This window comes from Rhodococcus baikonurensis (assembly GCF_040489275.1).
Classification (GTDB): domain Bacteria; phylum Actinomycetota; class Actinomycetes; order Mycobacteriales; family Mycobacteriaceae; genus Rhodococcus_F; species Rhodococcus_F baikonurensis.
Window position 1 is genome coordinate 361,431 of record NZ_JBEUOQ010000006.1, and the last position, 21,728, is coordinate 383,158.

At 63.4% G+C, this 21,728-nt stretch carries 24 protein-coding genes; 19 read left to right on the forward strand and 5 right to left on the reverse strand.

Going from position 1 to position 21,728, the window contains the following annotated elements; translation table 11 throughout:
- Positions 1–146 precede the first annotated feature (146 nt).
- The 6 genes from thyX (at position 147) to ABWI03_RS17220 (ending at position 8,463) form a co-directional block, all read left to right on the forward strand.
- Positions 147–899, forward strand: a complete 753-nt coding sequence (thyX, locus tag ABWI03_RS17195; RefSeq protein ID WP_095970584.1) for an FAD-dependent thymidylate synthase — start codon at positions 147–149, stop codon at positions 897–899.
- A 43-nt stretch (positions 900–942) separates the two neighbouring features.
- A complete protein-coding gene (dapA, locus tag ABWI03_RS17200; protein ID WP_003942142.1) occupies positions 943–1,848 on the forward strand; it encodes a 4-hydroxy-tetrahydrodipicolinate synthase in 906 nt (301 codons plus the stop codon).
- Positions 1,849–3,858: a ribonuclease J gene (locus ABWI03_RS17205; RefSeq protein WP_095970583.1), complete on the forward strand. Its 2,010-nt coding sequence runs from the start codon at positions 1,849–1,851 to the stop codon at positions 3,856–3,858. It abuts the gene before it with no gap.
- 59 nt (positions 3,859–3,917) lie between these two features.
- Positions 3,918–4,541: a TIGR03085 family metal-binding protein gene (locus tag ABWI03_RS17210; protein ID WP_095970582.1), complete on the forward strand. Its 624-nt coding sequence runs from the start codon at positions 3,918–3,920 to the stop codon at positions 4,539–4,541.
- 124 nt (positions 4,542–4,665) lie between these two features.
- A complete protein-coding gene (locus tag ABWI03_RS17215) occupies positions 4,666–7,437 on the forward strand; it encodes a DNA translocase FtsK (protein WP_298779869.1) in 2,772 nt (923 codons plus the stop codon).
- Between the two features lie 45 nt (positions 7,438–7,482).
- Entirely contained in the window at positions 7,483–8,463 is a 981-nt protein-coding gene (locus ABWI03_RS17220; RefSeq protein ID WP_069146046.1) for a TerC family protein, read from the forward strand.
- Positions 8,464–8,479: 16 nt separating this feature from the next.
- Here the strand turns inward: ABWI03_RS17220 and ABWI03_RS17225 are convergent, their stop codons facing one another.
- Complete coding sequence (locus tag ABWI03_RS17225) at positions 8,480–8,764, reverse strand: YciI family protein (protein WP_095970580.1); 285 nt, start codon at positions 8,762–8,764, stop codon at positions 8,480–8,482.
- 74 nt (positions 8,765–8,838) lie between these two features.
- Entirely contained in the window at positions 8,839–9,363 is a 525-nt protein-coding gene (locus ABWI03_RS17230; RefSeq protein WP_095970579.1) for an amino-acid N-acetyltransferase, read from the reverse strand.
- 120 nt (positions 9,364–9,483) lie between these two features.
- Here ABWI03_RS17230 and pgsA point away from each other — a divergent pair, with 120 nt between their 5' ends.
- The 5 genes from pgsA to pspM all read left to right on the forward strand — a co-directional run bounded on the left by pgsA (position 9,484) and on the right by pspM (position 12,936).
- Positions 9,484–10,125, forward strand: coding sequence for a CDP-diacylglycerol--glycerol-3-phosphate 3-phosphatidyltransferase (gene pgsA, locus ABWI03_RS17235; RefSeq protein WP_003942125.1), 642 nt, complete (start codon positions 9,484–9,486; stop codon positions 10,123–10,125).
- The gene (locus ABWI03_RS17240) at positions 10,122–10,619 is read left to right on the forward strand and encodes a CinA family protein (RefSeq protein WP_283376321.1); all 498 of its coding nucleotides are present in this window, start codon (positions 10,122–10,124) and stop codon (positions 10,617–10,619) included. The genes pgsA and ABWI03_RS17240 overlap by 4 nt, the downstream gene beginning before the upstream one ends.
- Before the next feature lie 90 nt (positions 10,620–10,709).
- Complete coding sequence (locus ABWI03_RS17245) at positions 10,710–11,090, forward strand: helix-turn-helix domain-containing protein (protein WP_095970577.1); 381 nt, start codon at positions 10,710–10,712, stop codon at positions 11,088–11,090.
- A gap of 156 nt (positions 11,091–11,246) precedes the next feature.
- Entirely contained in the window at positions 11,247–12,059 is an 813-nt protein-coding gene (gene pspA / locus ABWI03_RS17250; RefSeq protein ID WP_003942098.1) for a phage shock protein PspA, read from the forward strand.
- Positions 12,060–12,090: 31 nt separating this feature from the next.
- Positions 12,091–12,936, forward strand: coding sequence for a phage shock envelope stress response protein PspM (pspM, locus tag ABWI03_RS17255; protein WP_235172102.1), 846 nt, complete (start codon positions 12,091–12,093; stop codon positions 12,934–12,936).
- A gap of 22 nt (positions 12,937–12,958) precedes the next feature.
- Here pspM and ABWI03_RS17260 read toward each other — a convergent pair whose 3' ends face one another.
- From ABWI03_RS17260 to ABWI03_RS17270, 3 genes are read right to left on the reverse strand one after another with little or no spacing between them, the layout of a single operon-like run.
- Positions 12,959–13,564, reverse strand: coding sequence for an energy-coupling factor transporter transmembrane component T family protein (locus tag ABWI03_RS17260; RefSeq protein WP_283376322.1), 606 nt, complete (start codon positions 13,562–13,564; stop codon positions 12,959–12,961).
- Positions 13,561–14,241 (reverse strand): energy-coupling factor ABC transporter ATP-binding protein, encoded by a 681-nt coding sequence (locus ABWI03_RS17265; protein ID WP_166809568.1) that lies wholly within the window; start codon positions 14,239–14,241, stop codon positions 13,561–13,563. The genes ABWI03_RS17260 and ABWI03_RS17265 overlap by 4 nt, the downstream gene beginning before the upstream one ends.
- 6 nt (positions 14,242–14,247) lie before the next feature.
- Entirely contained in the window at positions 14,248–14,844 is a 597-nt protein-coding gene (locus tag ABWI03_RS17270) for a biotin transporter BioY (protein ID WP_007735162.1), read from the reverse strand.
- 225 nt (positions 14,845–15,069) lie between these two features.
- Between ABWI03_RS17270 and ABWI03_RS17275 the strand changes: the two genes are divergently transcribed.
- The 8 genes from ABWI03_RS17275 (at position 15,070) to recX (ending at position 21,572) form a co-directional block, all read left to right on the forward strand.
- Positions 15,070–15,258, forward strand: a complete 189-nt coding sequence (locus ABWI03_RS17275; protein ID WP_419183465.1) for a hypothetical protein — start codon at positions 15,070–15,072, stop codon at positions 15,256–15,258.
- A gap of 17 nt (positions 15,259–15,275) precedes the next feature.
- A complete protein-coding gene (locus tag ABWI03_RS17280) occupies positions 15,276–15,989 on the forward strand; it encodes a PIG-L deacetylase family protein (RefSeq protein ID WP_019748191.1) in 714 nt (237 codons plus the stop codon).
- Positions 15,990–16,062: 73 nt separating this feature from the next.
- Positions 16,063–16,701, forward strand: coding sequence for a TetR/AcrR family transcriptional regulator (locus ABWI03_RS17285; protein WP_095970573.1), 639 nt, complete (start codon positions 16,063–16,065; stop codon positions 16,699–16,701).
- A gap of 2 nt (positions 16,702–16,703) precedes the next feature.
- Positions 16,704–18,239 carry a glycerol-3-phosphate dehydrogenase/oxidase gene (locus ABWI03_RS17290; protein WP_283376323.1) on the forward strand — a complete coding sequence of 512 codons (1,536 nt, stop codon included), beginning with the start codon at positions 16,704–16,706 and terminating at the stop codon, positions 18,237–18,239.
- Between the two features lie 12 nt (positions 18,240–18,251).
- On the forward strand, positions 18,252–19,415 hold the full coding sequence (locus tag ABWI03_RS17295; RefSeq protein ID WP_298779853.1) for a glycosyltransferase: 1,164 nt from the start codon (positions 18,252–18,254) through the stop codon (positions 19,413–19,415).
- Positions 19,416–19,467: 52 nt separating this feature from the next.
- Positions 19,468–19,662: a DUF3046 domain-containing protein gene (locus ABWI03_RS17300; RefSeq protein ID WP_003942185.1), complete on the forward strand. Its 195-nt coding sequence runs from the start codon at positions 19,468–19,470 to the stop codon at positions 19,660–19,662.
- Positions 19,663–19,950: 288 nt separating this feature from the next.
- A complete protein-coding gene (gene recA, locus ABWI03_RS17305; RefSeq protein ID WP_007735170.1) occupies positions 19,951–20,988 on the forward strand; it encodes a recombinase RecA in 1,038 nt (345 codons plus the stop codon).
- 8 nt (positions 20,989–20,996) lie between these two features.
- Positions 20,997–21,572: a recombination regulator RecX gene (gene recX / locus ABWI03_RS17310; protein ID WP_298779849.1), complete on the forward strand. Its 576-nt coding sequence runs from the start codon at positions 20,997–20,999 to the stop codon at positions 21,570–21,572.
- Positions 21,573–21,728: the final 156 nt, after the last annotated feature.

The following is a 21,728-nucleotide window of genomic DNA, read 5'->3' on the forward strand; positions in this document are numbered from 1 at the left end:
GACTGACGTCAAAAGTGACGTCAGTCAAGGACGTGGTGACGTCACTCGATCTCGGAGGTGGGCGACCGCTATAGAGTTGCCCAGCACCTGAGGCGAACAGCGCCCAGGTTTTGTGCTTGTCGGTTTGTGCTTGCGAGGAGTGGGTTGTGCCGAACACGGTGTCGCTGAAAGTGCAGTTGGTGGCGAAGTCCGAGTTCTTCCCGCCCGAGGACATTCCGTGGGAGACGGACGCGGATGGCGGCGAAGCACTCGTCGAGTTCTCCGGCCGGGCCTGCTACCAGAGTTGGTCCAAACCGAATCCGCGAACGGCAACGAACGCCGGATATTTACGGCATCTGCTCGAGGTCGGGCACGTCTCGGTGCTCGAGCATGCAACCGTGAGCTTCTACATCACCGGTATCTCGCGCTCGTGCACTCACGAATTGATTCGTCACCGGCACTTCTCGTACTCGCAACTCTCGCAGCGATTCGTCCGCGAGAATGATGCGAACGTCGTTGTGCCTCCCGCCGTCGAAGGTGATCCCGAGCTCGAAGCACTGTTTCTGTCTGCCACCGACGAGAGCCGTCGAGCGTACGGCGAGCTGCTGACCGCCCTCGAGGGGAAATTGCAATCAGTGCCCGGTGCCCCGATGCGGGGGAAGCAAGCCAGGCAAGCCGCGCGCTCGGTGCTGCCCAACGCAACCGAGACGCGCTTGGTCGTGACGGGGAACTATCGGGCATGGCGGCACTTCGTCGAGATGCGCGCCACCGAACATGCCGACGTCGAGATCCGGCGAGTCGCGGTCGAGTGCCTACGTCAGCTTCGCGACGTCGCGCCAAATGTGTTCGGGGACTACGAGATTCTCCGCGGAAGCGACGGATCGGAAATCGCCGTCAGCGCATTTGCGGCCGAGTCGTGACTCGTGTGCAGAAGTAAGAGCTGAACCGGGTAACCTTCTGACCATGACCTACGGTGATTCCGCTTCTCTTGTCGAGCGTCCGTTCGGCACCATTTCCGTTGCGATGGTGACCCCGTTCACTGCCGACGGGAAGTTGGACGTCGACGCGGGAGTGCGCCTCGCAGCCCATCTCGTCGACAACGGCTGCGACGGCCTCGTTCTTGCCGGTACCACCGGTGAGTCTCCCACCACCACCGAGTCCGAGAAGCTCGATCTGCTCCGCGCTGTGATCGACGCCGTCGGCAACCGCGCCAAGATCGTTGCAGGCGCCGGCAGTAACGACACCGCGCACAGCGTCGAACTCGCTCGGGATGCGGCCCGCGCCGGCGCGCACGGTCTGCTCGTCGTCACCCCGTACTACTCGCGTCCGCCCCAAGCCGGACTCTTTGCGCACTTCACTGCCGTCGCCAACGCGACCGACCTGCCCGTCATGTTGTACGACATTCCGCCCCGCTCCGTCGTTCCCATCGAGACCGAGACGATCCGCCGACTCGCCGAGCACCCGCGAATCAAGGCCGTCAAGGATGCCAAGGGAGACCTCAACGCCGGCGCAGAGTTGATCGGCACCACCGAGCTTCAGTTCTTCTCCGGTGACGACCCCCTGAACCTGCCGTGGCTCGCTGTCGGTGCTACCGGCTTCGTCAGTGTCATCGGCCACCTTGTTCCGGGTCGCCTCCGAGACCTTCACACCGCGTTCGTGTCCGGCGACATCGCCCGCGCACGCGAGATAAACCTCAGTTTGATCCCTGTGATTCGTTCCGTTGCCCGCCTCGGCGGTGTCAGCGCTTCGAAGGCGGGTCTGCGACTCATCGGAATCGATGTCGGAGAACCACGCCTTCCGCAGGTTGCACCCACTAAAGAGCAGATCGACGGTCTTGCCGCCGATCTGCATGCGGCAGGAGTTTTGTAAATGACCCGTCCCCCCCGACGTCGTAGTGCCAGTCGTCAAGCCGGTCCGCCTTCGCCTCCGGCTCCCGAAACGGCCGCGAAGGCCGCGCCGGTAGAGGCACCAGCTGCGCCGGCGGCAGAAGCGGCCCCCGCCGCAGCCGCCCCGCCCAAGAAGGCCGCAGCAAGCAAGTCTGCACCAGCCAAGTCCGCAGCCTCCAAATCTGCTGCGCCGAAGAAGTCGGCCGAAGACAGGTCGCCCCGCAAATCTTCCGGCGGTAACCGTCCGGCAGCGTCGAAGACGGGCAACGGACGCGGAAACAAGCGCCCCGAGAACCGTCCGGCCGTCGATCCGACGGGTCGCCTCGGAACACCCCCGAAGGCACCGGCATCGGGTCTGCGCATCGTCGCTCTGGGTGGCATCGGCGAAATCGGTCGCAACATGACCGTGTTCGAGCACCGCGGCAAGCTGCTGATCGTCGACTGCGGTGTGCTGTTCCCCGAGGACCAGCAGCCCGGCGTCGACCTGATCCTCCCGGACTTCCGCTACATCGAAGACCGTATGGACGACGTCGAAGCCGTCATCTTGACTCACGGACACGAGGACCACATCGGTGCTCTGCCGTTCTTGCTGCGCCTGCGTGCGGACATTCCGGTCATCGGCGCGAAGTTCACTCTCGCCCTGGTTGCCGCCAAGTGCCGCGAGCATCGCCTGCGTCCGAACCTCGTCGAGGTCGTCGAGGGAAACACGACCACCCACGGCCCGTTCGACTGCGAGTACTTCGCGGTCAACCACTCGATTCCCGACGCTCTCGCGATCGCGATTCGCACCGACGCCGGCGTTGTCCTGCACACCGGTGACATCAAGCTCGATCAGCTGCCTCTCGACGGCCGCCTGACCGACCTCGCCGGATTCTCCCGCCTGGGCGACGAGGGCGTCGACCTGTTCCTCGTCGACTCGACCAACGCCGAGGTTCCGGGATTCGTCACCCCCGAGCGCGAAATCGGGGGAGTGCTCGACAACGTCATCGGCAAGGCGAAGCAGCGTGTCATCGTGGCGTCGTTCGCCAGCCACGTGCACCGCATCCAGCAGGTCGTCGACGTTGCTGCTCGGTACAACCGCCGCATCGTCTTCGTCGGCCGCTCGATGGTCCGCAACATGCAGATCGCACAGGATCTCGGCTACCTCACGGTGCCCGACGGCCTGGTCGTCGACATCGACACCGCCGCCACCCTTCCCGACGATCGCCTCGTTCTCATCTCCACGGGTTCGCAGGGTGAGCCGTTGGCAGCGCTCTCGCGGATGGCTCGCGGCGAACATCGCCAGATCAACATCCGCGCCAACGACCTGGTCGTTCTCGCGTCGTCGCTGATCCCGGGCAACGAGAACTCCGTTTTCGCCGTGGTCAACGGTCTGGCCAAGCGCGGCGCCACCGTCGTGACTCAGCAGAGCGCCAAGGTTCACGTCTCGGGCCACGCGTCCGCCGGTGAGCTGCTGTACCTCTACAACGCGGTTCGGCCCACCAACGCCATGCCTGTTCACGGCGAATGGCGTCACCTGCGTGCGAACGCAGCGCTCGCCAAGGCAACCGGCGTTCCGGAAGAGCGCATCGTGCTGGCCGAGGACGGCGTGGTGGTCGACATGGTCGACGGCCTCGCCGAGATCGTCGGACGCGTACCGGTCGGACACGTCTACGTCGACGGTCTCTCCGTCGGTGACGTCGGTGAGCCGACGCTGTCCGATCGCCTCGTGCTCGGTGAGGGCGGCTTCATCGCCATCACCATCGTCATCAACGAGTCGACGGGCCGCGCGGTCAGTACTCCCGAGGTGTCCGGTCGCGGGTTCTCCGACGATCCGACGGCACTCAAGGACGCCGCGGATCTCGTGGAATCGGACCTGGCACGCTTGGCGAGCGAAGGCGTCATCGACGCTCATCGCATCGCTCAGTCCGTGCGCCGCGTCGTCGGACGTTGGGTCGCGGACAAGTACCGTCGCCGTCCGATGATCATCCCGACGGTCATCGCGGTTCCGTAGATTCGGCACAGCAGGTCGCTTACGCTCGAACCCGATCCGGTTCGAGTACTTTGGCGAAGGTGACCTTCGCTCATGACGAACGACTCGCCCTGGTGGACAGCATGGTCGAATTCGGCCCCGATGCTCCGACACTGTGTGGGGAGTGGACCAATCGCGACCTGGCAGCACACTTGATCGTCCGGGAGCGGCGTCTCGACGCCGCTCCCGGAATCATGTTGAGCCCTCTTGCCGGACACACCGAGAGCGTGCGAAAGTCCGCAGCGGCGCGTCCGTGGGAGGAAATCCTCGACGACGTTCGGAGTGGGCCGCCGCGATGGTCGCCTATGTACTGGCTCGACGCGCAGGTGAACACCACGGAGATGTTCGTCCACCACGAAGATGTACGACGCGCACACCTGAACTGGGCGCCGCGTCCGTTGTCGGAGGGTCGGCAGGCTCAGCTGTGGAAGTACGCACGACAGGTCGGCAAGATGGGCTACCGCAAGGCCGCTGTCGAGGTAATTTTCGAACTTCCCTCCGGCGAGAGTGCGGTCGTCCACAAATCCGGCTCTCGCAGTGTTGTTCTACAAGGTGAACCCGCCGAGTTGTTGCTGCATGCTTTCGGTCGCAACGAAGTGCAGATCGAAGCCAAAGGTGAACTGGCCGACGTTCAATCTGTGATGGCGCTCGATCGCAGTTTCTGATTGCCTTTTTCAACCTGAGTGGAGCTCCGCAGACGGGTTGTGAAGATCACGTTTCGCACTCGCGACCAGTGTTGCTGGTGTTGCGGATGGTCCAGATGGGGTCGCACAGACTAGCCTGAACTCCATGGCAGGTAAGTCGAGCGCCCGGGGATCCAGTACAAGCACGTCCACGTCCGGGGCATCGACCAGGTCGTCAGCCTCTACTCCGAGCGCCCGAGCGACCGCAAAACCTCGTACGTCGCGCACCACACGGACCGTGTCGACTCCTCGCAACGTCACGACTTCGGCCAGGGCTGGTGGGCGTCCGGCCTCGGGCAAGGGCTCCAAGCCAGCGCCGAAGAAGGCGTCCGGTACGTCGTCGGCCGCGCGTCGCCCGGTATCGAAAACGTCTCAGCGGGCCAGTCCGTTGGCGGCTGTCGGGAAGGGAATCGGAGCCGGGTGGTCCCTGGCTGCCCGCGGCGTCGGCGCCACCACACGCACCGTCAGTAAGGTCGGCGAGATCGAAGCCGGCCACCGCCGCGACGGAATAGCGCTCGGTCTGATCGCATTCAGCGTCGTCATCGCCGGCGGCGTCTGGTTCAAGGCCGGTGGCCCGATCGGCGGCGGCATCGACACCCTCGTGCGCGCGATCTTCGGCGCGGCCTCGGCCGTGCTCCCCATCGTCGGCGTCGGCCTTGCGATTCTGCTGATGCGCACCGAACCTAAACCTGAGATCCGGCCCCGACTGATCATGGGATCGTTGCTGGTCGGTCTGCCGGCGCTCGGCCTCTGGCACATCATCTCGGGTTCACCGACAGACTCCACCGGTCGCTCCAACGGCGCAGGGTTCGTCGGGTACGTCGTGGGCGGCCCGCTCACCAACGGGCTCACCGTCTGGCTGTCCGCGCCGCTGCTGGTCATCGCTGCCGGATTCGGAATCCTCCTTCTGACCGGAACCACTCTGCGTGAGGTGCCGAGCAAGTTCCAGTCCTTCTTCGGTGCCTCGTATCGCTCGGACGAATACGGCGACTACGGATCCGAATTCGACGAGGACGGCGAGCACCACTACGGCGAATCTGCTTACGATCCTTCACTGTTCGATGCCGACGGCTATCCGGTCGACACCTACGCCGAGCCACCGCTCAAGCCCGCCAAGCGGACCAGCCGACGCGCACCGATCGACAACTACCCGACGGACGAGTTCGAATCCGGCGACAAGAAGACCGAAGTACTCGGTCTGTGGAACGCCGACGAAACCGCGGTACCCGACGAGCCCGTCGTGGCTGCGGCGGCGCCCGTCGTGGAGACTCCGGCGCCGCGCCCCAAGGTGCCGGCCCGTTCGGTCCCCATCGCCAAACCGGTGCCGAAACCCGAACCCGAGCCGGAGGAGAAGGAACACTTCGTCACCGATCGGGTCACCGACGGCGACTACAACCTCCCACCGACGACGTTGCTGATCGAGGGCGACCCGCCCAAGCTCCGCAGTTCTGCGAACGACGCGATGATCGAGGCGATCAGCGAGGTCCTCGAACAGTTCAAGATCGATGCCGCCGTTACCGGATTCACCCGCGGCCCGACAGTGACGCGTTACGAGGTCGAACTCGGCCCAGGCGTGAAGGTCGAGAAAATCACCGCGCTCGCTCGCAACATCGCTTATGCGGTGGCAACCGACAACGTTCGTCTCCTCGCCCCCATTCCGGGTAAGTCCGCGGTGGGCATCGAGGTACCGAACTCCGACCGCGAAATGGTTCGCCTCGCCGACGTGCTGAACGCGCCGAGCACCCGACGCGATCACCACCCACTGGTGATCGGTCTGGGCAAGGACATCGAAGGCGACTTCGTCAGTGCCAACCTCGCGAAGATGCCCCACCTTCTGGTGGCAGGTTCGACCGGCTCGGGTAAGTCGAGCTTCGTGAACTCGATGCTCGTCTCGTTGCTCACCCGAGCAACGCCGGAAGAAGTACGGATGATCCTCATCGACCCGAAAATGGTCGAGCTCACGCCGTACGAAGGTATCCCGCACCTGATCACGCCGATCATCACTCAGCCGAAGAAGGCAGCGGCAGCGCTGGCTTGGTTGGTAGAGGAGATGGAACAGCGCTACCAGGACATGCAGGCCAACCGGGTGCGTCATATCGACGACTTCAACTCCAAGGTCAAGTCCGGCGAAATCACCGCCCCGCTGGGCAGCGAGCGCGTCTACCGTCCGTACCCCTACATCCTGGCAATCGTGGACGAGCTCGCAGACCTCATGATGACCGCGCCGCGCGACGTCGAAGAAGCAATCGTCCGCATCACCCAGAAAGCCCGTGCTGCCGGTATCCACTTGGTGCTGGCAACACAGCGCCCGTCCGTCGACGTCGTCACCGGCCTGATCAAGACCAACGTGCCTTCGCGTCTGGCGTTCGCGACGTCTTCACTGACGGACTCGCGAGTCATCCTCGATCAGCCCGGCGCCGAGAAGCTCATCGGTATGGGTGACGGCCTCTTCCTGCCCATGGGTGCGGGTAAGCCGACCCGTATGCAGGGCGCGTTCATCACCGACGAAGAAATCTCGGCGGTTGTCGACTTCGCGAAGAACCAGGCGGAACCCGAGTACACCGAAGGTGTCACCGCGCAGAAGGCCGGGGAGAAGAAAGACGTCGATCCTGACATCGGGGACGACATGGACGTCCTCCTGCAGGCCGTGGAATTGGTGATCACCAGCCAGTTCGGCTCGACGTCGATGCTGCAGCGCAAACTGCGCGTCGGGTTCGCCAAGGCCGGCCGACTCATGGACCTCATGGAAAACCGCGGCGTCGTCGGACCCAGCGAGGGCTCGAAGGCTCGCGAGGTACTCATGAAGCCCGAGGAACTCGACGGTCTGCTGTGGTCGATTCGCGGCGGCGACCCGGACGAGGCACCCGCAGACGAGTAGGGACACCTCGGCGGACAAACCGTCGACAGACGACCGGAGGAACCCGTGCATGTGACGCCGTTGGCTTGGGGAATCACGATCGTGGTGATCCTCGGTCTGTTCGTCTTCGACTTCTTCGCCCACGTCCGCACTCCGCACGCGCCGACGTTCCGGGAGTCGGCATTCTGGTCGACGGTCTACATCTCGATCGCCGTCGTCTTCGGTCTCGTCGTGATGTGGATCTGGGGCACCACGTACGGCGGTGAGTACTTCGCCGGCTACGTCACGGAAAAGGCGCTCTCGGTCGACAATCTGTTCGTCTTCGTGATCATCATGTCGACCTTCGCGGTACCACGAGAGTTCCAGCAGAAAGTCCTGCTGATCGGTATCGTCCTCGCGTTGGTGATGCGCGGAATCTTCATCGGTGTCGGTGCCGCCGCCATCAACGCGTACAGCTGGGTGTTCTACCTCTTCGGTGCGTTCCTGATCTACACCGCGTACACCCTGATCCGCGATCACGGGCATGAGAAGGAGGCAGAGGAGAAGCGCGACAGTCGCATTATCTCGCTCGTGAAACGGGTGCTGCCGACAACCGAGGAATACGACGGGGACAAACTGATCACCCGGATCGACGGCAAGCGCGTCGTGACGCCGTTGTTGTTGGCGCTCATTGCAATCGGGTTTGCCGACGTGCTCTTCGCGCTCGATTCGATTCCGGCGATCTACGGTCTGACCCAGGAACCCTATCTGGTGTTCACCGCCAACGCCTTCGCGCTGATGGGCCTACGGCAGCTGTACTTCCTGATCGGCGGATTGCTCGAACGGCTGGTCTATCTCTCGTACGGGCTCTCGATAATCCTGGCGTTCATCGGCGTGAAATTGGTACTGCACGCGTTGCACGAGAACACTCTCTCGTTCGTCAACGGAGGTGAACACGTCTCCGTGCCGGAAATCTCCACGGCACTCTCACTCGGAGTGATCATCGGAGTACTGGCGGTGACGACGGTCGCGAGCCTGTTGAAGACTCGCGACCGGGCGGGGGAGTAAGCCGGGGCCGAGGCTCTCAGGCGCTGAACTGACCCAATACCGGGACCCACTCGGTGATGCGGACGTTCTCGATCAAATCGGCGATCGCGAACGGATCGTGGGTGAAGAGGAGCGAAACGGTGTCGGCGTCGGCGGCGTCGACGATGATCAGCGCGCCGTTTCCATCTGCAAACGGGCCGGATGACAGAACGATCGAGCGGGAGACCAGATCCGCGAGCCACGCGCGGTGATCGCCACGGACTTCGTCGCGCTGAGGGTTCTTCTCGGGAGCGTAGGTGTATTCGACGAGAAACAACGACATCGTGACCGCTTTCGGGGACTGGTGATCGAGACAGGTGTGTGTGAAGAGCAGGGTGTGAGAAGAGTCTGAACGGTTCAGAGAGTCAGGAGCATGCGAGTGTTGCCGAGTGTGTTGGGTTTCACATAGCTCAGGTCGAGGAACTCGGCGACACCGGCGTCGTACGAACGACACATCTCGGCGTAGACCTCGGCGGTGACGGGAGTGCCGTCGATCTCCGCGAATCCGTGACGGTGGAAGAACTCGGTCTCGAACGTCAGAACGAACAACCGTTCCAACTCCAATTCCTTGGCGACCTCGATGAGTTTGTCGACGACATGGAAACCTGCACCCTGCCCCTTGGCTGTCGGATCGACTGCGACGGTGCGGATCTCACCCAGGTCTGCCCACAACACATGCAAAGCGCCGCAGGCGATTACCTGATTACCGCGCTCGGCGACCCAGAACTCCTGGACGGCCTCGTACAGCGTCACGAGGTTCTTCTCGAGCAGGATCTTGCCGGCGTAGATGTCGATGAGGCGCTTGATTTCGGGGATGTCCGACGTTCGCGCGCGACGCACGATCAACTGGCTCTCGGTATAGGTCGGCGCGGTCGAAGTCATGTGGTGCACATTAGTCAATGCCCCTACCGATATTCTAAGTCGCGTGCCTGTCCGCCCCACGCAATTCCCGCGCCGCTCGGCTGTATCCCGGGTTCGGCTCACCGCTCGTGCGGTGATCCGATGAGTACCCCGCGCGATCAGACCGACGCCCATCGCGCTGCCGTCGGCCCGTCCGACGGCACACCTGTCGCGGACAACCCGGTTCCATTGCTGAACATCGCGAACATTCTCACGATGGTTCGAATGGTTCTCGTTCCCGTGTTTCTCGTTGTTCTCTTCGTCGACGGCGGACACTCGACGTGGTGGCGTCTCGGGGCGATGGGCGTGTTCATCGTGGCCGCGATCACGGATCGGATCGACGGCCAATTGGCTCGGAAATACGGTCTGGTCACGGATTTCGGGAAACTCATGGACCCGATCGCGGACAAGGCGCTGATCGGAGCCGCGCTCATCGGGCTCTCGGTTCTGGGTGATTTGTCATGGTGGGTGACCGGAGTGATCATCGCCCGAGAACTCGGAATCACGCTGCTGCGGTTCGCGGTTCTGCGGCACGCGGTCATCCCGGCGGGCAAGGGCGGCAAGCTCAAGACCCTCGTGCAGGCCGTCGCGATCGGCTTCTACCTGTGCCCACTGCCGAGCAGTTGGGACATCGTCAGCGGGTTGCTGATGGCTGCTGCCGTCGTGCTGACGGTGGCGACGGGAATCGAATACATCGTGCAGGCGATCAGGCTTCGCGCCGGAGTTCGCGCAGTCGAGTCATGACCGATCCGCTGCTCGGACTCGGAGTGGCCGAACTGGTCGAGGTCCTCGGTGCCGCGGGGCAGACTGTCGCCGCCGCCGAATCTCTGACGGCCGGATTGTTCACTGCAGCGGTTGCGTCGGTGCCGGGATCGAGCGCTGTGCTGCGCGGAGGGCTGGTCGTGTACGCGACCGACCTGAAGGCGACGCTGGCTGGCGTGGACCCCGATCGCCTGGCAACAGACGGCCCCGTGTCCGCGAGCACCGCGGTGGCTTTGGCGCTCGGTGCCCGCTCGAGGTGCGGCGCCGACTGGGGTGTCGGTCTGACGGGGGTCGCCGGTCCGAGTGAGCAGGACGGACACCCGGTCGGAACGGTGTTTCTCGGTATCGCCGGCCCGGACGGAACCGAATGCGTACCGCTCGCGCTCGGCGGCGAACGGTGGGAGATTCGAACAACCGCAGTCGCGACTGCCGTGTCGCGGTTACGTGATCGTGTCGCAGAGCGCGCGGCACGATAGGCTCGGGAACCAATCGGATGTGTTCGGACGTTGACGATTGTGAAGACGTACGACCATGCACGATGAGGTCACGGATGAAGGAGGAGCGAGATGGCGCTGCTATTGCGTGAGGCAATCGGTGACAGTCTCCGGCGTACGCGCGTTTCGCAGAGCCGCACGCTACGTGAGGTGTCGAACAGCGCGCGTGTGAGCTTGGGCTATCTGTCCGAAGTGGAACGTGGACGTAAGGAAGCATCGAGCGAACTGTTGGCAGCGATCTGTGATGCGCTCGCAGTCCCACTGTCCGACGTGCTGGTCGACGTGAGCGAGACCCTGGCCACGAAGAAGAGCGCTCCGGTAGCGAGTCGACAGGTCACCGAACCTGCCGTGTCGGCATCCGGTTCTGTCTCGGCTTCCGGTTCGCCGACTATCGCACGCGATACCCGCGTCGTGATTCCGGCACCGAACGCTCGAAGGTTGGCGGCGGCGTAGCCACTACCGGCCGTAACCGATAGATTTTGTACGTAACCGCCGGTTTCCAGCAGGTGGGGTCAGAGCAGATAGGGCGCAGCCCTTGTTTCGGTGCGCGACGGTCGCGCTCCGGGTCGCGTTCGGCGCGGCGCATCAGATGGAGGCAGGATCAAACCAATGGCTAATCCTTTCGTCAAGGGCTGGAAGTACCTGATGGCGCTCTTCAATTCGAAGATCGATGAGAAGGCAGATCCAAAGGTTCAGATTCAGCAGGCGATCGAGGACGCACAGCGCCAGCATCAGGCGTTGTCCCAGCAGGCTGCGTCGGTGATCGGTAATCAGCGTCAACTCGAGATGAAGCTCAGCCGTCAGCTCGACGAGGTCGAGAAGCTCAACGCCAACGCGCGCCAGGCCGTCAACCTCGCCGATCAGGCCGCTGCTGCCGGCGACAACGACAAGGCGATCCAGTACACCAACGCTGCCGAGGCTTTCGCGGCTCAGTTGGTGACGGCCGAGCAGGGCGTCGAGGATCTGAAGGCACTGCACGACCAGTCCTTGCAGGCGGCCGCTCAGGCCAAGAAGGCCGTCGAGCAGAACGCGATGACTCTGCAGGCAAAGGTTGCCGAGCGCACCAAGCTGCTCAGCCAGCTCGAGCAGGCCAAGATGCAGGAGCGCGTGAGCGAGTCGCTTCGTTCCATGGACAGCACGCTGTCGGCTCCGGGCAACACACCCAGCCTCGATGCTGTGCGCGACAAGATCGAACGTCGCTACGCCGACGCACTCGGCTCTGCCGAGCTCGCTCAGAACTCCGTTCAAGGCCGCATGATGGAGGTCCAGCAGGCTTCGGTCCAGATGGCAGGGCACAGTCGCCTCGAACAGATTCGTGCATCCATGAAGGGCGAGGCACTGCCGTCCGGCGGCGCAGCGGCCACTCCTGCGACTCCGTCCGTCGAGAAGCAGCCCCCGGCTGCCGGTCAGACCGGGCAGTAGCCGAATCCTCGATGTCGGCAGTGATGCTCTGATGTTTTCTTCACGAGACGGTCGATCTGGGCGTGAGCCCCGGTCGGCCGTTCCCGTTTCCGTATCCGGCGCTTTCGGAGCATTGGGACGCACCGCGGACACATTGCGCGAGGTCGGTCTGTCTGCGGCGGATGCAGCTCGGCGGTGGCAGGACCCGCGCGCCAAATTCGAACGCAAACGTGCCCGAGCGCGTCGACGAGCGCAGCGTTGGGGTTTCATGTCAGGCGGATCCGTGGTCGGCACTGCCGGCCTCGCAGTAGCGTCCGCTCCAGAGTGGTCGGTGGTCGTGGCAGGCGGGGGAGCGGCACTGTTCGCGGTTCCCGCCGTCATCGCGGTCGGCCGTTACCGTTCGATGAGTTCCGGCCCACCGCCGTCCGCGCCGATTCGCCGGCGGTTGCCACCGTCGTCGTCTCGCGCGTTCATCCCGATGTCTCGCCTGATCGGCGCCGAGACTTCGCTGTTCGAGATCTTGAGTGTGCTCAGGCGTGCCGACACCATCGACCCCGGCGAGTTGGACGAAATCACCGTCACCGCTGATTCGGCATTGAGAGCGATGTTCGCGGTGTCCTCGGACGTGGTCGCGATGGAACGCGCGGTTGCCGCGACGCCCAAGGTGACCGAACCTCTCGATCCCACTATCGACAGCGCCGTACGTGAATTGCAGTCGGGGTTGGATCAGTACGAGGATCTGGTGACCTCGGCCGCAGCCTTGACCGCGCCCCACAGCCCGTCGGCACTGGTGGGGTTCAATCGAGAACTCTCGGCGTTGCACGCAGCCGCCGAGCGACTCTCGGCGCTTGCCGACGCCATCGGTGAGGTGGACGACATCACCCGCAAGTACAACTGACAGCTCTCGGTCTGATCGGCGCTCAGTCGTCGGCGCCGCGGGCTGCCAACGCCTCACCCATCGCATCCGCGGTCATCAGCGTGCCGACGATGACCGGCACGGCGAAAGAACGTAGCGAGAAGCCGAGTCCACGCGCCTTGCGTGCCTCGGACACCTGCGTGATGACCTCGAACATGAGCGGGATGCACCGGATCGTCATTGCAAGGAGCAGGGCGATCCGTTCGGGATTGATGCCGAAGCGTCGCAAGGGCGTCAGGAATCTGGTGATCGCGTCGAGCATCTCGGAGATCCGTGTGGTCAGACCCATGATCGCCGCGAAGGCGATCGAAATGATCAGAACGCCGCAAACGACGGCCGCTCGCTGCCATCCCGCGACCACCAGCTGGAATGCCCCGATGAAGAGCAACATCCACAGTGCCGGACGCAGTTGCCGGAGTGCCGTCATCGGAGGAATGCGCGCAATCACGTACAGCGCAACAACGACGATCGCAGGAGCTGCCAGCTGCCAGGGCTCACGCACGAAGATCGAGACTGCGAGGATCGCCGCGATCAAGGCGACGAGCTTGATCCCCGTCGGCATCCGGTGCAGCAGTGACGTGCCCGGGCGGTAGACGCCGAGGGTGGTCACGAGACCAACGACCGGTAGTGATCGATGGAGTCGGCGGGGGATCCGTCCGCGACGACGCGCCCTTGGTCGACAACCAACACCCGTTCGAAGGATTCGAGGAGATCGAGTTGGTGGGTCACGACGATCAGTTGCTGATCGAGAGACTCGAATACCGAGCTGATCAGCCGAGAGTTGCGAAGGTCGAGGAGCGTGGTGGGTTCGTCGGCGACCAGTACGGTCGGTTCCGTCACCATGACGGCCGCGAGCGCGAGAAGCTGTTTCTGCCCGCCCGAAAGCTGGTGGGTGGGATGGTCGGCGTGCCCGGCGAGGCCGTAGCGTTCGAGCACCGAGGCCACCTTTGCGGCGCGCTCGGTTTTGCCCGATCCGCTACGGCGGAGCGAGAATTCGATGTCCTCGGCAACCGTCGGCATCACGATCTGGTGGTTGGGATCGGTGAAGACGAATCCGACCTGCCGGCGTACGTCGCGGCCCTTCTTCGCCGTGTCCAAGCCGTTGACGTGGACGTGTCCTTCCGTCGGAACGACCAGTCCGTTGATCATGCGAGCGAGGGTCGACTTGCCGCTTCCGTTCGCACCCACGATCCCGATTCGCTGCTCGCTCAGACGCAGATCTATCTGCTGCAGGACCGTTCGTTCACCGAAGCGGTGTCCGACGTTCTCGAAGACGATCTCACTCATCGGAGATTAGTTCGCCACCACGGTCTTGTTCGACGAGATCACCGAGTCACGCAGTAGTGCCGGGTATGCCCGATGAACCTGGGACGCGACCAACGCAGTGACGACCGCTTTTGCGGCGTCGAGCGGGATGAAGGCGGCGTTGGCAGACCAGGCGGCGACGAAGCTCATGTGTCCGCGGACCATCATTCCGACGATGCCGAACGCGTAGAGAACGACGACTCCGCCGAGAAGGTTGATGCCGATGCCTGCGATGATCCGGTACTTGGGCAGCATCTTGGCAGTCAGCCATCCGATGACGAACGCCGTCGGGATCCAACCGATGAGGAATCCGGCCGTCGGGCTCGAGAGAGACACGAGTGCGGTGCGACCGCCGGCAAGGACGGGCAATCCGACCAATCCCAGGGCGATGACCGTCAAGACTGCGAGAACACCCTTGCGTGGTCCGAGCAGAGCGCCGGCCATCATGACGCCCATGGACTGAAGCGTGATGGGTACACCGGAGATACCGATGTTGATCGACCCGGGAAGGCCCAGCGCGATGATGAGTGCGGCGAAGACGGCTACATGCGCGAGATCGCGAGCGGGGAAACGGGTCGTAGACACTGCGGACGTGCTCCTTCGGCGTACGGGATGGAACTTCGCGAGTTTACGCCAGGAGCAAGCTCCGATGGGTTGGACACCTGACCTGCGTGAGGGCCGGTCTCGGGGTGAACCCTGATCTTTACCTGAACTTGCCGCTGAGCTGCTGCTTTGTCACGCCAGACCTGTCAGGCTGGTTCTACGGACGACGCAGCACCTGTCCGATTCGACTGATTATTCAACGGCACGTTGGAGGTAAGCATGTTTTGGAAGATCGTTTTGGCCGTCGTACTGGTGTGGGTCGCACTTGCGGTGGTCGGTGCGCTGATCAAGGGGCTTTTCTGGGTCCTGGTGGTCGGCGCTGTCGGTTTCGGAATCTACTTCCTGGTGAAGGCGATGTCGGGAAGTGACGACAATTCCCACGCTTCGCGGTTCTGACGGGCAAGATCTGCCCTATGGAAAACTTCCCCGAGGACTGGCAGCGCGCGATTGTCATCGTGGCGCATCCCGACGACATCGAATACGGCGCAGCCGCAGCAGTGGCGCAATGGACCGATCGCGGTAAAGACGTGCGATACGTCCTGGCCACGCGCGGCGAGGCTGGAATCGCCGGTCTGTCGCCCGAGGAGTCCGGCCCGGTCCGCGAGGAAGAAGAGCGTCGCTCGGCCGCGATCGTCGGTGTCAGTGAGGTGGAGTTCCTCGGTCTACCCGACGGTCGTCTCGTGGAAGGCTTGGAGTTGCGCTCGACTCTCGCCGCGGCAATTCGTCGCCACCGCCCGGAATTGGTGGTGACGATGAACTTCTCCCACACCTGGGGACCTGGCTACCTCAACAGCGCGGATCACCGAGCACTCGGGATCAGCGTCCTGGACGCGACCGCTGATGCGGCGAACGAATGGATCTTTCCGTCATTGACGGCTCAGGGACTGGCGCCGTGGTCCGGTGTGCGGTGGGTTGCGGTCAACACGATGACTCCCACACACTGCGTCGACGTGACGTCGACGGTCGATCGCGCCGTGGATTCGCTCGCGGAACATGCGCGATATCTGGCGGCGTTGAGTTCCACACCGATCCGGGAACAGGCGCGCGCACAGATCGACATGGTCAGCGGACCGAAGCCCGGTTTCGACGCCGAGCGCGCAGTTGGTTTCGAGTTGTACTATTTCTGATGATCTCTGAGCGAGAGAACTCGCAAGTCCCGACGGGATTACCGGTGACTTGTCCGGTATTGTGTTACATACGATGGTAATCCGTAACGCAGATGACTCACTTGCCCCTCGCAAGGCAGATGGTCAGCGCATCCCCAGCCGCGAGATCGACGACGTGATTCTCGACGCAGCAAGGTCGTGTGTCCTCGATTTCGGAATGCAACGAACCACACTTGCGGAGATCTCCCGTCGAGCCGGCGTGAGCCGACCGACGGTCTACCGGCGATGGCCGGACACACGAGCCGTCGTCGCGGATCTGCTGACCCGGGAGATTCGATCAGTGCTGCCAGAGGTGGCGTTCACCGGGTCTGCGGGCACATTGCTCGTGGAAGCTATCGGTGACGTCGTCGGCCAGATTCGCGATCATCCTCTCTTCGTGAAGATTCGCCACGCCGATCAAGAGTTGCTCACCACCTACATCGTGGACCGACTCGGCGCGAGCCAGAAGTCGATTCTCGAACTGATCACTTCCGTCGTGGCTGCCGGTCAACAAGACGGTTCGATTCGCGAGGGAAGCGTCAACGAGATTGCGGCGATGGTTCTACTGATGGCTCAGTCCGTCGTCATCTCCGCACCGACTCTCGAGCCGGAACTTTCGGCCGACGCGTCGGTCGAGCAACTTCGACATGCGGTCGCTGCGTATCTGGCACCTGCAAAGAATTCGGGAGAATAGCTGTGGACCTTCGGGATTCGGCAGGCGGCGATTCAGCTCTCAACGCACAGCGGCGTACTCGTGAACTCGAGCAGTTCGCGAACGGCGATTCGGTTGACGTCCTGGTTATCGGCGGCGGAATCACCGGTGTCGGTGTCGCTCTCGACGCCGTGACTCGGGGGCTCAGTGTTGCGCTGGTCGAAAAGCACGACCTCGCATTCGGCACCAGCCGCTGGAGTTCGAAACTGGCACACGGCGGCCTTCGGTACCTCGCCTCCGGCAATGTCGGTATAGCGCGTGAAAGTGCGGTCGAGCGCGGCATTCTCATGACGCGCACCGCGCCGCATCTCGTTCGCGCCATGCCTCAACTCGTACCGCTGTTGCCCGACACATCGTTTTTCGGGAAGGCCCTGGTGCGTACCGGTTTCCTGGCCGGTGACGCTCTGCGCATGTCGGCGCGAACCCCAGCGTCGGTTCTACCCCGATCACGGACGGTCAGCGCTGCTCGAGCGCGCGAATTAGCTCCCGCGGTCAAGCGGGAGAACTTACGTGGCGCCTTGACCGCGTTCGACGGGCAGCTCATCGACGACGCCCGCCTCGTCGTCGGCATCGCCCGAACCGCAGCGTCATACGGCGCGCGAATCCTGACCCGCGTCGGTGCATACGACGTATCCGGAACGTCGGCCACCTTGCGCGACGAGTTGACCGGGTCCGAGTTCTTGATGCGTGCCCGCGTCGTGGTCAATGCGACCGGTGTCTGGGCTGATCAGGTCGACTCCAGCATCACCCTGCGCCCCAGCCGCGGGACGCACCTGGTGCTCGATGCCGCGCGATTGGGGAACCCCACGGCAGCACTGACCGTGCCGATTCCCGGCGAGACCAACCGCTTCGTCTTCGCCCTGCCCGCGCAGCTCGGCCGGATCTACCTCGGGTTGACCGACGAAGCAGCGCCGGGACCGGTGCCAGACGTGCCGACGGCGTCCGAGGACGAGATCGACTTCCTTCTCGACACCGTGAACACGGCGTTGGAAGTTCCTCTGACCCGTGAGGACGTCCTGGGGACCTTTGCGGGTCTGCGTCCGTTGCTGGACACCGGTGAAGGTTCGACGGCGGACCTCTCTCGCAATCACGCTGTAGTCCGTTCGGACTCGGGCTTGGTCACGGTAGTGGGCGGAAAACTCACGACGTACCGCAAGATGGCCGAAGACGCTGTCGACGCCGCGGTCGAGGTCGGGTCGCTGAGTGCGGGTGCGTGTCGGACACGCGCGTTGCCGCTGGTAGGCGCTGCATCACCGGCGGAATTGAAAAAGATCAAGGCACCCGCGTCATTGGTGGCGCGATACGGCACCGAGGCTGAGGTCGTGGCCGCGGCGAGCAGCGATCGACTCCGGTCGGTTGCGGACTTGGAGATCTGCGGTGCAGAGTTCGATTTCGCGGTATCGCATGAAGGCGCCCTCGATGTCGACGACGTCCTTGATCGCAGGACGAGGATCGGATTGGTGGCTTCGGATCGCGAACGCGCACTGGGTGCGGCGGAACAGGCCTTTCACTCGGTGTGACACTCTGATCCGGTGCGTGTAGCCGTTGTTGCCGGGCCGGACCCGGGTCATGCTTTTCCCGCAATAGCGTTGTCGCTGGCGTTGATCCAGGCCGGCGACGAACCGATCCTGTACACGGGGACCCGGTGGGTCGAGGCAGCGCGAGCTGCCGGCGTGGAAGCCGAGCCGCTCAAGGGCTTGGCTCCGCGGCCGGGAGACGACGATCTTGATGCAGGCGCTCGGATTCATTCGCGCGCCGCCTATATTTCCACCGAACTGCTTCCCGACCTGAAATCCGTCTCCCCGGATCTCGTCGTCTCCGACATCCTCACTGCCGGAGGCGGATTGGCCGCCGAACGACTCGGCATCCCCTGGGTGGAACTCTCGCCTCACCCGCTGTACTCACCCTCGCGCGGTCTGCCGCCGATCGGCAGCGGGCTCGCGCCAGGCGTCGGAATTCGTGGTCGACTCCGCGATACCCTGATGCGCGCAGCGACCGGACGTTCGATCAAGCAAGGGTTGGCCCAGCGCTCCCACGCTCGCGTCGGTGTCGGGTTGCCCGCTCTCGATCCCGGTCCGCAAGCCCGGCTGATCGCAACACTTCCGGCACTGGAAGTGCCTCGCCCCGACTGGCCGGTGCACGCACACGTCGTCGGACCGCTTCTCTGGGAGCCGACCGAGGTCATTCTGGATCCACCGCCAGGTGACGAGCCGCTGGTCATGGTGGCGCCGTCCACGGCGCACACCGGGGCAGTGGGAATGTTCGGGGGCACGGTCGAGGGACTCGACGGCGCCGGTGTGCGGCTGATCGCGTCGATGCTCGACGGAGCAGAAGGCGAGCATCCCGATTGGGTTCGTGCAGGTCTCGGACGCCAGGACGCGATGCTGCGCGACGCGTCGGTATTGGTGTGCGGCGGCGGGCACGGCATGTTGGCGAAAGCCTTGCTGGCCGGCGTGCCGACGGTCGTCGTTCCCGGGGGCGGGGACCAGTGGGAGTTGGCCAATCGCGCTGCGCGGGCAGGGACGTCGGTGATCGTGCGGCCCGCAGATGCCCAGTCGATTCGCGATGCCGTACTGCAGGTGCTCTCCGACAGACGATTCGCGGACGCTGCGAAGTCTGCTGCCGCGACTGCGTCGCAGGTCACCGATCCGGTGGCGGTGTGCCGACAGGTGGTCAACGGTGGTGTGACGGCGTGAGCATGGTGCGCCTGAATGCAGGTGCACCGCTCTGTGGACTACGGTGGCGGCTGTGCGGTTGACCGAATTTCATGAAATGGTGCGCGAAGAGTTCGGGCAGGTACGAGGCGACTCGATGCTGATCGACCATGTACTCCAGAGTCTCGACGGAATGACTGCCGCGGAGGCTGTCGAAGCAGGCTGGGAGCCTCGCGAAGTGTGGCGCGCACTCTGCGTGGAGTTCGACGTACCCCCCGCCCGCCGCTGATTCTTCGGCGTGTCGAACGTCTCTCGTCTTCTGTTCGAACACGTGTTCGTCTATGCTGAACCTGTTCGGTGGTGACGCTCTTTTCGTAACTGCGAACTTTCGGTGTTCTACAAATGCGGTGTTTCACGAACGCGGTGATCGGCAAGCGCGAAAGCAAGATCGAAAAGTCTGTCGGTGGCCGGATCTACTCTGATCGCAACACACCAACAGGGTCGGCTCAGGCAGGCGCTGAAGAGACGGAGTCTGCTCAGGCAGGCACTGAAGACTGAAACAAGGATGGGGATCACGATGGCACCACAGGCACCTGATCGGGACAAGGCACTCGACCTCGCGTTGGCGCAGATCGACAAGAACTTCGGCAAGGGTTCGGTGATGCGCCTGGGTGAGGGTGTCCGCCAGCCCATCGCCGTCATTCCCACCGGTTCCATCGCGCTCGACGTCGCGCTGGGTATCGGCGGACTGCCGCGTGGCCGCGTCATCGAGATCTACGGCCCGGAGTCCTCGGGTAAGACCACCGTGGCACTGCACGCAGTTGCCAATGCTCAGGCCAACGGCGGCATCGCGGCGTTCATCGACGCGGAGCACGCACTCGATCCTGACTACGCAGCCAAGCTGGGTGTCGATACCGACGCGCTTCTGGTCTCGCAGCCCGATACGGGTGAGCAGGCTCTCGAGATCACCGACATGCTGATCCGTTCGGGCGCCCTCGACATCGTCGTGATCGACTCCGTGGCCGCTCTTGTTCCTCGCGCCGAGATCGAAGGCGAGATGGGTGACAGCCACGTCGGCCTGCAGGCTCGACTGATGAGCCAGGCGCTGCGCAAGATCACCGGTGCCATGAACAACTCGGGCACCACCGTCATCTTCATCAACCAGCTTCGCGAGAAGATCGGCGTGATGTTCGGTTCTCCCGAAACCACCACCGGTGGTAAGGCACTGAAGTTCTACGCTTCGGTCCGCCTCGACATCCGTCGCATCGAGACCCTCAAGGACGGTACCGACGCAGTCGGTAACCGCACTCGCGTCAAGGTCGTCAAGAACAAGGTCGCTCCGCCGTTCAAGCAGGCCGAGTTCGATATTCTCTACGGCCAGGGCATCAGTAAGGAAGGCTCGCTCATCGACATGGGTGTCGAGCATGGGTTCATCCGCAAGTCCGGCTCCTGGTACACCTACGAAGGTGACCAGTTGGGTCAGGGCAAGGAAAATGCTCGTAAGTTCTTGCTGGAGAACACCGATATCCGCGACGAGATCGAGAAGAAGATCAAGGAAAAGCTCGGTATCGGTGCTGACGTCACTGCAACCGACGAAGCTCCCGCCGACTTCTGAGTTCAGTCATGAGCTTCGACGACGGTGACCACGGCGAGAATGCTCGTGAAGAGTACGGCGCTCCTCGGCGTCGATCCCGTCAACGCTCCGAGAAACCGTCGCAACGTGCGGAAGGTGGTACGGCGGCGCAGGCCAAAGACGCTTGCCTGCGCCTCCTGACCGACCGGGCACGCAGCCGCTCGGAACTGGAAACCAAGCTGAGCGGGCGCGGCTTCGAGCCCGAGATCATTACCAAGGTCCTCGATCGACTCCAAGAAATCGGGTTGATCGACGACGCAGACTTCGCGAATCAATGGGTTCATTCGCGGCACACGTACTCGGGCAAGGGAAAGCGTGCGCTTGCAGTCGAGTTGCGGCTCAAAGGAATCGACCAGGACGTCGCCTCCGAAGCTCTGTCGCAGATCGATCCCGAAGACGAGCGCGAGCGCGCAGCAGAGTTGGTTCGGCGCAAGCTGAAGAACAAGCCGATCGACGATCGTGACAAGGTCACGCGTCGACTGGTCTCGATGCTCGCGCGCAAAGGATATTCAGCGGGGATGTCGTACGAGGTGGTCAAAGCAGAGATGGCTGCCGCAGAGTCGTAGGCAACACATGTCGTAGGCATCGAATACCAGGAGCGGGGTGTGTCACCGAATTCGGTGACACACCCCGCTCCTCCCGGAAAGTTGAAAGCACGGGGGTAAAAAAAAACCGTGGGTAAGTAAAAAAACGCGACCCCAAAAACAGGGGGTGGAGACAGA